This window comes from Natronorubrum marinum (assembly GCF_052040125.1).
Classification (GTDB): domain Archaea; phylum Halobacteriota; class Halobacteria; order Halobacteriales; family Natrialbaceae; genus Natronorubrum.
Genome location: NZ_JBPPFV010000002.1, coordinates 903,762 through 916,463, shown reverse-complemented (window position 1 = coordinate 916,463; position 12,702 = coordinate 903,762). Strand labels below are relative to the sequence as shown.

General features: G+C 64.2%; 16 protein-coding genes. 5 read left to right on the top strand and 11 right to left on the bottom strand.

Annotated elements, in window-relative coordinates; translation table 11 throughout:
• Positions 1-91 precede the first annotated feature (91 nt).
• Positions 92-892 (bottom strand): chemotaxis protein CheW, encoded by an 801-nt coding sequence (locus tag ACSFC5_RS14200; protein WP_440765900.1) that lies wholly within the window; start codon positions 890-892, stop codon positions 92-94.
• 146 nt (positions 893-1,038) lie between these two features.
• Between ACSFC5_RS14200 and ACSFC5_RS14195 the strand changes: the two genes are divergently transcribed.
• A complete protein-coding gene (locus ACSFC5_RS14195) occupies positions 1,039-1,497 on the top strand; it encodes a chemotaxis protein CheW (protein ID WP_440765899.1) in 459 nt (152 codons plus the stop codon).
• A gap of 60 nt (positions 1,498-1,557) precedes the next feature.
• Here the strand turns inward: ACSFC5_RS14195 and ACSFC5_RS14190 are convergent, their stop codons facing one another.
• From ACSFC5_RS14190 to ACSFC5_RS14180, 3 genes are read right to left on the bottom strand one after another with little or no spacing between them, the layout of a single operon-like run.
• Positions 1,558-2,331, bottom strand: a complete 774-nt coding sequence (locus ACSFC5_RS14190) for a DUF5803 family protein (RefSeq protein ID WP_440765898.1) — start codon at positions 2,329-2,331, stop codon at positions 1,558-1,560.
• 1 nt (position 2,332) lies between these two features.
• Positions 2,333-3,028, bottom strand: a complete 696-nt coding sequence (locus tag ACSFC5_RS14185; RefSeq protein ID WP_440765897.1) for a DUF2110 family protein — start codon at positions 3,026-3,028, stop codon at positions 2,333-2,335.
• Entirely contained in the window at positions 3,028-3,552 is a 525-nt protein-coding gene (locus tag ACSFC5_RS14180; protein ID WP_440765896.1) for a transcription factor, read from the bottom strand. Before ACSFC5_RS14180 ends, ACSFC5_RS14185 begins: the two co-directional genes overlap by 1 nt.
• A 130-nt stretch (positions 3,553-3,682) precedes the next feature.
• Here ACSFC5_RS14180 and ACSFC5_RS14175 point away from each other — a divergent pair, with 130 nt between their 5' ends.
• Positions 3,683-4,675: an MBL fold metallo-hydrolase gene (locus ACSFC5_RS14175; RefSeq protein WP_440765895.1), complete on the top strand. Its 993-nt coding sequence runs from the start codon at positions 3,683-3,685 to the stop codon at positions 4,673-4,675.
• 39 nt (positions 4,676-4,714) lie between these two features.
• Here ACSFC5_RS14175 and ACSFC5_RS14170 read toward each other — a convergent pair whose 3' ends face one another.
• A complete protein-coding gene (locus ACSFC5_RS14170; protein WP_440765894.1) occupies positions 4,715-4,948 on the bottom strand; it encodes a hypothetical protein in 234 nt (77 codons plus the stop codon).
• Between the two features lie 297 nt (positions 4,949-5,245).
• Between ACSFC5_RS14170 and ACSFC5_RS14165 the strand changes: the two genes are divergently transcribed.
• The gene (locus tag ACSFC5_RS14165) at positions 5,246-5,914 is read left to right on the top strand and encodes a hypothetical protein (protein ID WP_440765893.1); all 669 of its coding nucleotides are present in this window, start codon (positions 5,246-5,248) and stop codon (positions 5,912-5,914) included.
• A 9-nt stretch (positions 5,915-5,923) separates the two neighbouring features.
• On the opposite strand, the gene ACSFC5_RS14160 is transcribed toward ACSFC5_RS14165, so the two are convergent.
• Positions 5,924-6,472 carry a tRNA (cytidine(56)-2'-O)-methyltransferase gene (locus ACSFC5_RS14160; RefSeq protein ID WP_440765892.1) on the bottom strand — a complete coding sequence of 183 codons (549 nt, stop codon included), beginning with the start codon at positions 6,470-6,472 and terminating at the stop codon, positions 5,924-5,926.
• Between the two features lie 221 nt (positions 6,473-6,693).
• On the opposite strand from ACSFC5_RS14160, the gene ACSFC5_RS14155 reads away from it, so the two are divergent.
• Entirely contained in the window at positions 6,694-7,173 is a 480-nt protein-coding gene (locus tag ACSFC5_RS14155; protein WP_440765891.1) for a cupin domain-containing protein, read from the top strand.
• 189 nt (positions 7,174-7,362) lie between these two features.
• Entirely contained in the window at positions 7,363-7,587 is a 225-nt protein-coding gene (locus tag ACSFC5_RS14150; protein ID WP_440765890.1) for a hypothetical protein, read from the top strand.
• A gap of 44 nt (positions 7,588-7,631) precedes the next feature.
• Here the strand turns inward: ACSFC5_RS14150 and ACSFC5_RS14145 are convergent, their stop codons facing one another.
• The 5 genes from ACSFC5_RS14145 to acs all read right to left on the bottom strand — a co-directional run bounded on the left by ACSFC5_RS14145 (position 7,632) and on the right by acs (position 12,667).
• Complete coding sequence (locus tag ACSFC5_RS14145) at positions 7,632-7,850, bottom strand: DUF8119 family protein (RefSeq protein ID WP_440765889.1); 219 nt, start codon at positions 7,848-7,850, stop codon at positions 7,632-7,634.
• A gap of 87 nt (positions 7,851-7,937) precedes the next feature.
• The gene (locus ACSFC5_RS14140; protein ID WP_440765888.1) at positions 7,938-8,402 is read right to left on the bottom strand and encodes a universal stress protein; all 465 of its coding nucleotides are present in this window, start codon (positions 8,400-8,402) and stop codon (positions 7,938-7,940) included.
• A 2-nt stretch (positions 8,403-8,404) separates the two neighbouring features.
• The gene (locus tag ACSFC5_RS14135) at positions 8,405-10,090 is read right to left on the bottom strand and encodes a sodium:solute symporter family transporter (protein ID WP_440765887.1); all 1,686 of its coding nucleotides are present in this window, start codon (positions 10,088-10,090) and stop codon (positions 8,405-8,407) included.
• Positions 10,087-10,539: a DUF4212 domain-containing protein gene (locus ACSFC5_RS14130; protein ID WP_440765886.1), complete on the bottom strand. Its 453-nt coding sequence runs from the start codon at positions 10,537-10,539 to the stop codon at positions 10,087-10,089. The genes ACSFC5_RS14135 and ACSFC5_RS14130 overlap by 4 nt, the downstream gene beginning before the upstream one ends.
• Before the next feature lie 151 nt (positions 10,540-10,690).
• Positions 10,691-12,667, bottom strand: coding sequence for an acetate--CoA ligase (gene acs / locus ACSFC5_RS14125; protein WP_440765885.1), 1,977 nt, complete (start codon positions 12,665-12,667; stop codon positions 10,691-10,693).
• Positions 12,668-12,702: the final 35 nt, after the last annotated feature.

Genomic DNA, 12,702 nt, shown 5'->3' with positions numbered 1-12,702 from the left:
CTCGATTATCAGTCGTGATAAGCGTCGAATACGGGGCAAAGACCCCGTTCAAACGACGACCTCGAGAAAACGAGATTTCGGTCTCAGTTGCCTACGGTCGCTGTCCGGACGCCAACAGCAGCTTCTCGACGTCGATCAGTGGCGTGCCGTCGACGACGACCTCTCGAGTTTGGTCGTCGTCGACTTCGGCGGGCTCCGGATCCGCCGGCTCGTCGGTCTCGAGTTCGAAGGTCTCCCCGACGACGGATCTGGAACTCTCCGGTGACTCTCCTGCCGGTGGCGACAGTGCGGTGGCACTGCCAGAAGCGGTCTCGACGCCGGTTTCGGACGCGATGGTTGTCTCCGGCTGACCTGCGGAGACGAGCTGGTCGACGTCGGGGTTCGCCTCGCGTTCCTGTTCGATGAGGGCTACCACGAGCGGGTGGTCGAGTGCATCGCCCGAAAGCGGAGATTCCTCGAGCGACGTTTCGTCGTGGACGTCGCTTACGGGAACCGTTTCGACGCCCATGACGTCGTCGACCCGAATCGCTACCGACTGTTGATCGGCCGGCCGATCGAACACCAACAGCCGTTCCCGTCCGACCTGTTCGTCGGTGGCGAGACCCGGAAAGTGAACGTGCGGATCGATCACGGCGGTGATCTCTCCCCGAAGGTCGATCATGCCCTCGATCGCGTCGGGCGCTCGCGGGACTCGCGTTACCTGTTCGGAGACGTCGGCGAGCGTTCGAATCGCGTCAACCGGCAGCGCGAATCGGTGGTCGCCCAGCCCGAAGTAGACGAACTGCTCGAGTTCCTCTCGCTCCTCGTCCGGGCCGTCTGCGTTCCGACGATCGGGGTCGTCGACATCGTCGATATCGATTCCGAGGAGTTTTTCGGAGAGATCCGGTACCATGTTCTTGGTCGACCATCACATTCCAACACTAAAACGTTGACTCCCACGGCGCGGCACACTGCGCTGGCTGCAACGTCACACGACTGATCGGTCCGGACCGCCGAACCCGAACTGTTTATCTTCCCGCTACTAAATTTCGTAGCAGCATGGCATCGGCGACAGCGCCCGACGATTCCGACGACCGCGTTACCGTTCTTACCTTCGATCTCGAGGCCGACCGATACTGCGTCAGAGCCGACGCGGTCGCCTCCGTCTTCGGCGTGACGGCCGACGAGTCGATCGCGACGGCGGACGATCCGTGGAACGCCGGCTCGGTCTCGGTCGGCGGCGAGCGAGTGCGGGTCGTCGACCTCCCGCGGGCGTTTACGTCGTCGGTTCGAACGACGGCTCGCGTCGAGGAGCCGAAACTGCTCGTCTTCCGCGTTACCGACGTCGACGACGCCTACTACGGCTGGCTCGTCGACGACGTCGACGTCACGCGGACGATCCAGTCGAGCGATCTCGAGCCGACGCGGATGGGCCGGCACATGCCCCACGTCAAGGGCCGACTCGAGATCGGCGGCGAGGACGTTATCTGGCTCGACGAGCAGGCGATTCACGGCTAACGCTTCTCCTCGAGCCGTTCTCCGTCGGTATCGAACGAACTAACGAGCGAGTCGCCGACCTCACTTCATACCCGGCGGCGGCCCGTCGTTAGAATCGTCGTCGATGTCGACGTCTAACCCCAGTTCCTCGCGCTGTTCCCGGAGTCGCTTGACCTTCCGGTAGTAGTACGCGATCCCGATGCCGCCGACGGTGGTGACGATCGCCACCAGACCGATAAACAGCGGGATGTCGCGGGTGAGGTAGTACTGCAAGTTGAGCGTGCTGTCCACTTCTTTCCAGGTGAGTCGTTCCCGGTCGTCGACGACCTCCCGTTCGTAGCCGCTGGGGTTGACGTCGCCGAACAGGAAGGCGGTGGTCCGGTGCCCTTCGGGAATCGTCACCTCGTACGAGCCTTCGACGTAGGCCGGCAGCGTGAACGACTTGCGTTCGGCGTCGCCCGAGAACGCGAGCGTTCCGTTGCCGTCGGGGACGCGCACGTCGGTGCTCGTCTGGCTCTGGTCGACGTCCAATTCCGAGCCCGTCACCTCCGTCCCGTTTGGATACCAGTAGCGGACGCTGTGGATGTCGAGCGCCCGATCGCTGTAGATGTTCGAACGGTACAGCGAGAGTTCCTCTCTATCCTCCAGATTGTAGACCGCGCGGAACTCGCCGCTGCTGATCAGGCTCCCGCTCTCGAGGTCGATGGCGACGTCGGCGTCGCTATCCCGGAGATCGTCGTACTCTTGCTCTCGGTCGAGGTCCTCGTCGGAGATGCCGCCGAAGAACATCGAACAGCCGGCTAGACCGACGAGCAAGCCGACCGCGAGCACCGCGAAAACGAGCCGTCGATTCATGTTATGGAACGACACAGCGGAGCTCCGCCGGGAGGTACTCGCCGACGCTCGCCAGCAGGCCGGGCGGGTCGGTGTCCTCGGGGCAGATGACACTCTGTTCGAGGAGTCCGAGTCGCTCGACCGTGACGTAGTCCTGGGCGTGGCCCGCGCGGTTGAGCGTCGCCCGAACCTCCGCGCGGGTCGCGCTGTTGACGTTGAGTCGGCCGTTCCCGCGAGTCCACTCGTAGAGGCGGTCCTGTTCTTCCTCGGCGAGTCGCGGCGGGTCGCCACCGTCGTCACCGTTTCCGGTTCCGTAGACGAACGTCAGGGGCAGATGCTGGACCAGGCCGTACCGTTCGCGGATCTGGATCGGCGAGCCAGGCCCGAGGCCGAGTTCCTCGGCCGGAATCCGAACGCCCTCGCCCTGTCCGGCGTCGAGCACGAAACCGTCCTCATCCCACGACTCGAGCGTGCCGACGTAGGTCTCGCCGACCTCGAGGTCGGGGACGATCTCGCCGAACTCCTCGCGGAGGACGTTGCGCGCGACGGTGGCGTCCTCCCCTTCGATCGTTACGCTCGGGAAGTCGTCGTGGCGGATACCGATCTCGAACTCGACGTCGAGATCGCCGATTTCGTTGTTCACGAGCGATCGCAGCGAGTCCAGCGCGCGGTCGCGAGCGTCGCCTTCGATATAGAGTTTGGTTGCGAGAACGACCATTAGGCGTCCGCGTCGATGTTGAGTTCGTCCTCGAGCGCGTCGAGGCGGTCGTCCATCGAATTGACGAGGCGGTCGTTGTCCATCGATTCCAGCGGCGAGCCACACTCGGGGCACTCGAAGCCGAAGTCCATCGCCTCGCCGAACTCGAAGCGGATGGAACAGATCTCACAGAGGTAGAACTCGTGGTTTCGCTCGTACTCCCGGCGGTCTTCTAAGGCGTCGTGGAGCCGATACATCTCCTCCTCGAGATTCTCCGGGATGTTGCCGTACTCGAACGTCCAGAGGTAGGTGAGCCACCCCGAATCCTCGTCGCGCAGCCGCCGATAGGTGGCCAGATCGTTCTCGTACAGGATAAACAGCGCCCGCCGCACGTCGTTCAACTCGAGATCCAGATCCTCCGCGAGCTCCTCGTCGGTCACTTCCCCGTCAGGCGGCGCGGCCGCGACGGGCATCCCCTTGGGACCGACCAGCTCGTGCAAGTACTTCTGGATGACTGGATCCTCGAGCAGGTCCTCAAAAGCCATTACCTACGTGTAACGGCATGGAGCCATTAAAGCTTGTCAACTGCTCCGCGTACAGCGGGAGGGTCGATCCGGCGTGCCCTCTTGCGATAGAGAGTAACATTCACCTTTCCGGACCGCCGTCTTCGAGTCAATGGATACCGACGCCGAAGGCGCCTGCCGAGGCGATCGTCTCTTCTCGACGATCCATCGCCTCGAGTTCGACGTGCCCTGGCCCCCGAAACACGTCGCCGCGTACGTGATCGACGGACCCGAACCGATCCTGGTCGACGCGGGAACGCCCACCGACGCGGGCGAGGCGGAACTCGCGGCCGGCCTCGAGCAGTTCGACTATACGATCGACGACATCGAGCACGTGCTCGTCACCCACGCCCACAGCGACCACCTCGGACAGGCCGGCACGCTACGGGACGCCGGCGCGACGATTCACGCGCCCCGGGCGGCCCTCGAGCGACTCGAGCGGGATCCCGAGACGGTCCGCGAGACCGTTCGCGAAACCGCGCGGTCGGTGGGGTACGCCGACGAACAGGGCGCGGAGATCGTCGACGAGGAACTCGAGTCGCTGCGCCGCGACGTCGAACTGCTCGATCCGGCGAACACCGAGCCGATCGACCCGAACGCCGCGTTTTCGGTCGGCGACCGCGAGTTCCGCTCGCTGGCGACGCCGGGCCACGAACTGAACCACCTGAGTTTCGAGACGGCGCTCGAGGGAGCGACCGTCCTCTTCTCCGGCGACGCGCTGATCGAGAGCTTCCGCGCCGGGACGTTCCACGCCGGTATCGACTGGGAGACCTACGACGGCGTCGATCGCTACTACGACGCGATGGATCGCCTGTTGGAGACGACGGCGACCCACGCCTTCCCCGGCCACGGGCCGACGTTCGAAGATCCTCACCGGGTCGTCGGCCTCACGCGAGAGCGACTCGATACCCTGGTCGCGGAGACCGAGCGAGCGCTCGCCGCGATCGAACCCGCGACTCCGCTGTCGGTCGCCGAGGAGCGGGCCGGCAGCGTTCGCTATATGGCACCCGTGTTGGACACGATGGGGGCGCTCGGCGCGCTCGAGAATCGGGGAGCGGTGACGTACGACCTCGAGGACGGCGTTCGATACTATCGAACGCGGTGAGCGGGTTCCTCGCTACCCCGAATCCGGACGACTGGACCGTTACTCCGCCGAATCCGGATCCGACGCGTCGTTTCTACTCCGGAGCACGTTCCAAGTGACGGCGACGAGCAGGACGACGAGCGCCATCACGAACCCGTAGAAGACGCCCATCGCGATCGCCTCGAAGAGCGTGTGGCCGGTCGCGAGCAAGACGATTCCGTTGAGAACGGCCAGCGCCGGGGCGAGCATGAACCACTCGATCGGGGTCCGGGGCAGCGGCGAGTCAGAGTCCATACGCGTGGTGCGTTCGCAGGCGCTGAAAAACTAGCCCTTCGTCGGTCGGGTCGAACCCGTCTCGTACCTCGAGTCGTGCGACGGTACTCGTCACCCGTCGTCCGCAGCAGTTCGTCATCTGTTGTCCGCTGCGGTTCGACGTCCCCCGTCCGCTCGCCGCGTGTTCCCCGTAGCGCGTGCTGACAATTCGACTTCGATCACCGCTCGACGACTCGAGACGAACTCATATGACGACCTGCGAGTGCAGTCGCGAATCCTCGATACCGTTAAGAGCGGTAAGTATCTACGACACTATATATGGTCCGACAGTTCGTAGCCCGGTTTCGCGACGGGATCGATGCGCCGGATCTCGTCGGCGCGGTCGTCCTCCTCGGCGCGCTCTACGCGCTCGGTCTCGAGTCGTCCGCGGTCGCGGTCGTCCTCGGAATCGTCGTCGTCGCACCGCTCGTTCGCGCGGTCGTCGATGCAGCGGAACTCGACATCGGACCCGCACTCGCGACGGTCCTCCTCGGCTCGATCGTCCTCGCCGCCGGCGGCTACGGCGTCCTGACCGACGACTCGTGGCTCGGTCCGGCACTCGCTATCGTCGGCGCCTGGATCGTGCTCGACGGGATCGACGCGTGGCGAAACGGCGCCCCTTCCGACGAGCGGAATGAGGATGAGGAAGACATGTCGAACGACGAACTGTTCCTGCTCGGGGAGCACAACCGCTGGCTGATCGAGGTGCTCCGCGAGGCCGACCGACCGCTCACCGCCGACGAGATCCAGTCGCGGACGGGCCTCGCCGAATCCGACTTCGAGCGACTGCTCGAGACCCACGGCGAGTCGGGGCCGATCGAACGGGTCGGCAACGGCTACGTGATCGACGAAAACGAGATGGGTGCCGTCGCGATGGCTCGACACGTCGTCCGGAGTGTCGGCGGGCGACTGCTCCGCCCGCTTCGACTGTTTCGGCCGTCCGGTTGATCGTTCGGGTTACTCTTCGTCGACTTCCTCGACCCGTTTGCCGGTCTCCATCGGGACGACCGTGCGGTCGGCGTCCGCCCACTCGCGCTCGAGTTCGCGACCCTCGAACAACCGGTCGAGAAAGACGGCCAGGCCGGCGACTTCGGAGTGGGGCTGATTCGTCACGCCGACGTTCCAGTCGGCTTCTTCGTAGACGTCGAACGGAACCTTCTCGGCGCCGACGACGATCAGGATCGGTTCGTCATCCTCCCGGTGGGCCGCTCGAATGTCGCCCTCGACGTCCTGGACCCGTTCGCCGTACATCGTGAGGTGGACGACCCGTCCCTCCCAGTTGCGGATGATTCCCTGCGGCGAGTCCGTGAGGTCGACTTCGAACGGACCGCCGAAGCGGTCGGTGATGTCCGCGACGGTGTCTCTGGACTGGCCCGCGTTGTCGGGCACCCAGACGCGGTCGGCGCCCAGCGCCCGCGCGGTCAGGCCGACGTGGGTCGTCATCCGCTCGTCCCGGCCGGGTCGGTGGCCGAGTCGGAGGACGGCGACCTCGCTGTCGTCGTGCATGCTCGAGTGAACTCCCGGGCGAGGTTAGGGGGTTTCGTTTTGGTGTCGACGCGGGTTCGCCTGCGGTGTCGTTTCGTATCGGCGTTGGATGGACGTCTCGTATCGGCGTCGGATCACGCACCTCGCTGCCGAGTAGCCGCCGATCCCGACTCGGCGACTCGTCCGAGCACGCGACGCCTTCCTCCCGAACCTTCTTTCGCTGACGTGTTCTCTCCGGTCGTATGGAGAAGGTAAACGAATCCAACGTCGACTGGAAGACGTACGACCGCGAGGAGACCGCGTTCCGGCGCAAAGAGCTCTCGAGCGCTGTCGACGCCGACGACCTCGGCTGTAGCCTCTACGAACTGCCGCCGGGGATGCGGTCGTGGCCCTACCACTACCACACGGCGAACGAGGAGGCGCTGTACGTGCTGTCGGGCGACGGGTTCGTCCGGGGTGAGAACGGTTCGGAACCGCTGACGGCAGGGGACTTCGTCACCCTGCCGGCGAACGAGAGCGGCGGCCATCGGATCGTCAACGATGGCGAAGCGCCGCTCCGATACCTGATGGTCTCGACGATGAACGAGCCGGATATCACGGTCTACCCCGAGATGGAGAAGTTCGGGGTTTTCGTCGGCTCGCCGCCGGGCGGCCGCGACGAACGAACGCTCGAGGGCTACTATCGAATCGAAGACGACGTGGATTACTGGGACGACGCCTGACTCGCGTGACGACCTCGTCCGCGATCACCCGGGAGAGCGCGGATCGCTTCCAGACAGTCGGCGCAAGCGTCGGTGACGGCGGGTCCGCGTTCGCGACTCAGCGATCCGTCGTCGGCGAGCCCCGCCGTTCCGCGTCATCTCGAACTCGGCGGGGCGTGAATATTAGGTACCGTGGTTCGAAAGGGCGGTATGAGCAACGAGTCGAACGACGAGGCGTCGGTGTTTTCGGACGGGTTCGCCGTTCCGATCACCGGGCTCCTGGCGCTCCTCTTCGCGGTAATGGCCGGAATGACCGTCTTCCCAGCGCTGTCCGGATCGCCGGGTGACGTCGCGCTCCCGCTTATCTTCGGCGCCGCCAGTCTCCTCTGTTTCCGTCTGAGACAGCGAGCGCTCGCCGCGAGAGCGGATCGATAATCGATCGGGAACTCGATTCGGCTGAACGTATCGAACCCGGGGAGTCACTCCTGTTTGGCCAGTTCCAGCGAGAAGAAAAAGCCGAAGTACGCGGGAATTCCGGCGAGCAGGAACATGTAGAACACCCACGTGGGTGCCTCGGTGAAGACGAAATCGAAGAGGATACTCACCAACCCTACCCAGGCGACGGCGAACATCAGGTCGTGTATCATTCCGTTCCTGTGTTCCGTGACGTGCTCGCGAAAGCGGTCGGCGAGGCTCATCGTGTCCTTCCTCGTGAACGTGTCGGCGATGGTCGTTTCATAGTACGAAAACAAATCGGTAATACGTCAGTCTTGCGCGGCGGCGGGTCAGTCGTGGCTTCCTTCGTAATCGACGACCAACACGGGAACGCGCGTCGAACGCAGTACGCGCTCGGTGACGCTACCGAGCAGCGCCCGCCGGACGCCCGAGCGTCCGTGGCTCCCCATTACGACGAGGTCGATATCGTTGTCCTCGGCGTAGTCGGCGATCATCCGGTGGGGCTGTCCACCGGCGTGGCGTTCGACCGCGGATAGCCCGTGTGCCTCCGCTTGCTCCAGGACGTATCCCGTCGCCGCTTCGGCGTCCTCGCGCAGTTCCGTCATCCCGGCGAAGTCGCCCCGTTGGATGCGGTCGACCTGTTCGGTCCCCAGCCCGTAGGCGACCGCTTCGGTGTCGGCGACGTACAGCGCGTGAACTTCGGCGCCGTACTTCTCGGCGAGGTCTATCGCGGAGTCGACCGCGAACTGTGCAACTTTGCTACCGTCCGTCGGAACGAGTATGCGTTCGTACATGGTTAGTCGTCTGCAGGTGCGTTTCCGTTTCGTTCGGCGACGACGTCCGCCGCGGTCTTGTCCCTCGGCATCGGTTCGGGGCTGTGACACTGTCGAACCATCTGTTTCGTCTCCAGCGGCGGTTCGTCAGTGAGCAGCGAGACGACGATTGTGATCCCGAAGACGACCGGAACGCCGATGAGTCCCGATCCGATGGCCGGCATCCAGGTTGCGAGCCACTCGACGCCGAAGCCGGGGCCGAAGTGACCCTCGTTGAACATCGGAATGAGCCAGATGATCAGCCCGCTCGTCATGCCGGCGAGCGCACCCGGACGATTGGTGTTCTCCCACCAAAGTCCGAGGAAGAACATCGGGAACAGCACGATCGCGGCCAGCGAGAACGCAAACGAGACCAGCGCGGCGACCGGCGCCGACGGGTTGAGCGCGAAGATGATCGTGAGCACGCCGATCGCGATGATGCTCAGCCGACCGACGAGCACCTGCTGGCGCTGCGTCGCGTCCTCGTTGATGATGTTCGCGTAGATGTCGTGGGAGATCGCCGACGACGCGGCGATGAACAGACCGGCCGTGGTCGCGACCGCAGCGGCGATACCGCCCGCCGCGACGAGACCCACGAACCACGTCGGTAATCCCGCGAGTTGCGATGCCAACACGACGATGACGTCACCGGCCGCACCGGTCATCCCGTTCTCGCCGTAGACGGCCCCGATCTCTTCACCGTACAGCGCCGTCCCGAACGCGGCGAACGCGGGGGCGCTCAGGTAGAGCAGTGCGATGAAGAACAGCCCCCAGGTGCACGACCAGCGGGCCACCCGTTCGTTCTGGACCGTGTAGAACCTGACCAGCACGTGTGGGAGTCCACACGTCCCGAAGACCAGGCTGAAACACGTCGCGATCCACAGGTAGTAGCTCCCGCCCGCGAACGGGTCGGAGAACTCCGCGTCGAGTTGGGTTATCAGCTGTCCGTACTCGAGTTGCGGAAGGATCGTCGAGTAGCCGCCCGCCCAGCCGGTGGCGAGCAGTCCCAGCAGGAACGCGCCGATGAGAATCACGTACTGCAGGACCATGTTCTTGGTCGCGCCGAGCATCCCCGAAAGTGTCAGGTAGGCGATGGTGATGACCATGAAGACGACCATCATCACCTGGTAGGCGCTCAGCGCGCCACCGGTCGCCGCCGACCAGTCGCCGAGGACGTACATGCCGACCAACCCCATCCCGCGGGCCTGCCCGAGCGCGTAGACGAACCCGATGAGGAACGTCGTGATCGCCGCGATGGCGCGGGCGGCGTCGGAGTTGAAGCGATCGCCGACGAAGTCCGGCGCGGTGTACTTACCGAACCGGCGCATCTGCGCGGCCATGAAGATCAGCAGGACGAAGTAGCCCGTCGTCCAGCCGACGACGAACGCCAGTCCGTAGACGCCCGAAAGCGCGATCAGGGCTGCCATCCCGAGGTAGGATGCGGCCGACATCCAGTTGGCACCGATCGCCATCCCGTTCTCGAGGTTCCCGATCGACCGACCGGCGACCCACATGTCGTCCGTGTCGGCGACTTTGTACAGGAATCCGGCCGCGAGGAACGTCAGCATCATGCCGACGACGATGATCGCCGGAATCAGTTTGAACGAGATGTCGAGTCCTTCCGGGAGCAACTCCTCGCTCGCCTGCAGGGGCAGTAAGAAGTCGGTCATTCGTCGACACCCCCGTCAGTTGCCGCCGCATCGTCCGACACCGTATCGGTCGTCTCCGTCGCGGCCGTCGGCTGTTCGATCCCGTATTTCTCGTCGATCTGGTCGCGCCTGCGTGCGTACCACACCGAGAGAATCAGTGCTGCCGACGGACCGACGATCGCGATCAAGAAGTAGTGAAGCGGGAAGCCGATTACCGGTATCTGACTCGTCATCACGTCGGGCGCGAGACGCGTCGCCGTAATCGGTCCGAACGTCGTCACCGCCCAGATTGCAAAGCCGAGCCAGATGACGCGCAAGTGGTCCCGCATGAACGGGGTCGCCGGCTTTAGCAGGTTGATCTCGACGTCGAGGTAGTCGATTTCTTTCTCCCGCTCCACGTCGCTTACCCCGCCGTCGGTCGCCACTTTGTGTGAACTGCTCGTCGAATCGTGTTCGTTTTCATCTGGCATGTTGATCGCCCCCGTTCTTCCGGTTCGTTCCGGTACTCTCGCTGTCGTTCGTTCGGACGGTTCGATCCGAATCTTGAGTGGTATTGTCTGCCATGTGTTGTTGTCCGTGTTCGCGGCTGTCTGTGATTTCGTGTGAAAGAAGGCGGTCGACTCAGTCGAGGTCGACCTGTTCGGCGATCTCGTCGACGACCTCCGGATTCCGCAACGTGGAGGTGTTACCCAACTCGTCGCCGCTCGCGATGTTCTCGAGTAGCCGTCGCATGATTTTGCCCGAGCGCGTTTTCGGTAGTTCCGGCGTGAAGATGACCTCCTCCGGTTTCGCGATCGGGCCGATCGAATCGAGGACGCCCTGGACGACGCGTTCCTCGAGTTCGTCGCCGGTCTCGTAGCCGTCCTCTGGAATCGCGTAGACGTAGACCGCCTCGCCTTTGACCTCGTGGTCGCCGCCGACGACGGCGGCTTCGGCGATCCCTTCGACGCCGACGACGGCGGATTCGATCTCCATCGTCCCGAGCCGGTGTCCGGAGACGTTGATCACGTCGTCGACCCGGCCGAGGACCGTGATGAAGCCGTCTTCGTCGATCTTCGCCCCGTCCTCGGGGAAGTAGACCCACTCGTCGTTGTCTTCGTCGGAGTACTCGGCCCAGTACTCGCTGATGAACCGCTCGTCGTTGTTGTACAGCGTCCGGAGCATCCCGGGCCACGGGTTGTTGATCGTGACGTAGCCGGCTTCGCCGGCCGAGATCTCGTTCCCTTCCGCGTCGACGATGCGGGCGTCGATTCCCGGCAGCGGCGGCCCGGCGGAGCCGGGTTTCATCTTGCTGATCCCCGGCAACGTCGTGATCATCATGCCGCCGGTTTCGGTCTGCCACCAGGTGTCGACGATGGGGCAGTTCTCGCCGCCGATGTGCTTGTAGTACCACTTCCACGCCCGCGGATTGATCGGCTCGCCGACGGTGCCGAGCAACCGCAGCGACGACAGGTCGTGTTCGGCGGGGTACTGCTCGCCCCACTTCATAAACGCCCGAATCGCCGTCGGCGCGGTGTAGAAGATGTCGACCTCGTTCTTTTCGACGAGTTCCCACATCCGGTCCTTCTCGGGATAGTCCGGCGTCCCCTCGTACATCATCGTCGTGGTTCCGAGCGCGAGGGGACCGTAGACGATGTAAGAGTGACCGGTGATCCAGCCGATGTCGGCCGCACACCAGTAGGTGTCCTCGGGTTTGACGTCGAGGACGGCGTGGCTCGTCCACGCACTGTAGGCCAGATAGCCGCCCGTGGTGTGTTTGACGCCCTTCGGCTTGCCGGTCGTCCCCGAGGTGTACATCAGGAACAGCATGTCCTCGGCGTCCCTCGAAACCGGGTCCACGCTCGCCCCTTCCTGTTCGGCGACGAGATCGTCGTAGTCGTGCTGGTTGTCCGCGAGATCGTGTTCCAGATCGTCGCCCAGTCGGTCGACGACCACGACGTCGGAGACCTCGTGATCGACCGCCTCGAGGCCCTCGTTGGCCTTCGAGATGTGATCGAGCGCGTCACCGCGGCGGTAGTAGCCGTCGCAGGTGACGAGATACTCGCTCTCGCCGGCGTTCATCCGCGTCGCGAGCGCGTCCGCGGAGAAACCCGCGAAGACGACGGCGTGTGGGGCACCGATCCGGGCACACGCGAGCATCGCGATCGGCAGCTCCGGAATCATCGGCAGATAGAGAGTGACGACGTCGTCCTCCTCGACGCCGAGGTCGCGGAGCGTCGCGGCGAACTCCTCGACCTCGTCGAGGAGTTCGCTGTAGGTGTAGCTGCGCGTCTCGCCGAGTTCGCCCTCCCACTCGATCGCGACCTCGTCGGCGCGGTCGCCCTCGACGTGGCGGTCGATGCAGTTGTACGAGGCGTTCAGCGTCCCGTTCGTGAACCACTCGTAGAACGGTGCGTCGTCGTCGTCGAGGACGGTGTCGTACTCTTCCTCCCACGACAACAGATCGGCGGCCCGCTCCCAGCAGTCGGGCCAGTTTTCCTCGAACTCCTCGTAGATCCCCGGGTCCGTGACGTTCGCCTGTTCGACGAACGACTCGGGGGGATCGAACGTCTCTTGCTCCTCGAGACGGGCCTCGAGGTTGGCATCCTCCTGTGACATGATACACCAACTCAATACACAACGGGTATAGTAAA